Below are 358 nucleotides of genomic sequence, written 5' to 3'. Positions count from 1 at the left end.
CGGGAGCCAGCCGCCGAAGGTGGGGCAGATGATTGGGGTGAAGTCGTAACAAGGTAGCCGTATCGGAAGGTGCGGCTGGATCACCTCCTTTCTAAGGAATTTTTACCGAAAAACGAGACGTTTTGACCTTGATTTTGTTCAGTTTTGAAGGTTTAATCCTTCGGATCTGCCGAGCAGATCGCAAAGGCGCTGCGACAACATGTCGTCCATAGAGCCTTTGATCTTCTTTACATTGTTCTTTGAAAACTGGATAGAAGCAATCGTATGAATAAGTAGAAAACCAAGTAACACACATGAATGCCTTTTAGGTTAAGTTAGAAAGGGCGCACGGTGGATGCCTTGGCACTAGGAGCCGACG

At 47.2% G+C, this 358-nt stretch carries 1 rRNA gene; it reads left to right on the top strand.

Features of this window, described 5'->3' with window-relative positions:
- A 16S ribosomal RNA gene (locus ACZYRN_RS19290) occupies positions 1-91 on the top strand; the annotation flags it as partial.
- Between the last annotated feature and the right edge of the window lie 267 nt (positions 92-358).

The sequence above is a fragment of the Domibacillus sp. F004 genome, from assembly GCF_057814295.1.
The sequence above is the reverse complement of the archived record's forward strand: the minus strand, read 5'-3'. Positions and strand labels throughout refer to the sequence as shown.